Raw genomic sequence first — 1,262 nt, 5'->3', positions numbered from 1 at the left:
CTCGCCGCGCTGCTGCTCACCACCTGCCTCGCCCACCTGTACCGGCGCTGCGCCCAATCCCTGCGGTGGCTGCCCGCTGTGCGGCTGCCCGGCCCCCTGCAAGGACTCACCGCCGCCCTGATGGGAGCGACCGCGGTCACCGCCACCGCCGCCACCGCCGCCGCCGCCGCCGCACCCCCCACCGGCAGCGTCGACACCACCGAACACCTCACCCACACCACCACCAAGCCGGCGCTGACCGGCGGCGCACCGTCCGTGGCCCCGACGCCCCGCGGCGTGGATCTGCCCACCCACACCGTGCGGCGCGGCGACTCCCTGTCCTCGATCGCCGCCAAGCGCCTCGGAGACGACCACCGGTGGCCCGACATCTACGCCCTCAACCGCGGCAGCCGCTTCAGCCAGGGCGGAACCCTGCGCGACCCCGACCTCATCCACCCCGGCTGGAAACTGCGCCTACCCGCCGACGCCGCCCCACCGGCCCGGTCGCACCCCCGACCGCCCGATGACGCGCCTCCCCCCAGCCGGTCTGACGCGGATGCCGCGTCGCGCGCCCCCCACCAGGCCCCGCCGCGCCCGACGCCGGCAGTCACCACGCCGGGCCCGCAGCAGCCGCCGGCACCCGCGCCCACCGCCACCGCGGCCGCGGACGGCAGCGCCGCCGCTGTCCCCGCACCCGCCACCCCAGCGGGGGACGCGGGCAGCCCCGCGGCAACCGGCCGCCCCGCCGGGCCAGCCTCCCACGGCGTGCGGCTGCCCAGCGGTAGCTGGGTCGATCCCGGCTTGGCGGTCGCGATCGCCGCCGCGGTCGCGCTGGTCTGGGCGCACCGGCGACGCCGCTACGTACCCCGCGAGCCGTCGGCGATGCCACGGCCTCACGACCCGAGCCTGGCCCCGATGCCCCGAGTGGTGAGGCAGATCCGCCGCGGGCTACGGATCGCCGCCGCCGGCCACTCCCACCCCTTCCCACCCACCCGCCCGCAACCCGCTGAGACCGACCACCGCGGTATCGACGACCAGCACCAGCCGATCGGCGCGGTCCACGACAGTGGCAGCGACGCCGCCGGACTCAATGATCCGGACCTTGACCACGACGCCCTGCCCGCTGGTCCCAGCGGTGTCGCCGACGGTGGCCTGTCGCCGTGGGCGACGGCACGGGACAACCCGCTGTCGGCGCTGTGGGCCGCGGCCGGGATGGGCCTCACCGGGCCTGGCGCGCAAGCCGCCGCCCGCGGGCTGCTCACCGCCGCCCTCGCCTCGGGCGG

1 protein-coding gene is annotated in these 1,262 nt (G+C 78.0%); it reads left to right on the top strand.

Features of this window, described 5'->3' with window-relative positions; genetic code table 11:
* Positions 1 to 1,262: LysM peptidoglycan-binding domain-containing protein (locus AB0I41_RS35225; RefSeq protein ID WP_357115832.1), on the top strand; the 1,262-nt coding region annotated here is incomplete at both ends.

The sequence above is a fragment of the Micromonospora sp. NPDC050200 genome (assembly GCF_040656135.1).
GTDB lineage: Bacteria > Actinomycetota > Actinomycetes > Mycobacteriales > Micromonosporaceae > Micromonospora.
Note: the sequence above shows the minus strand (reverse complement) of the source record. Positions and strands in the feature narration are given on the sequence as shown.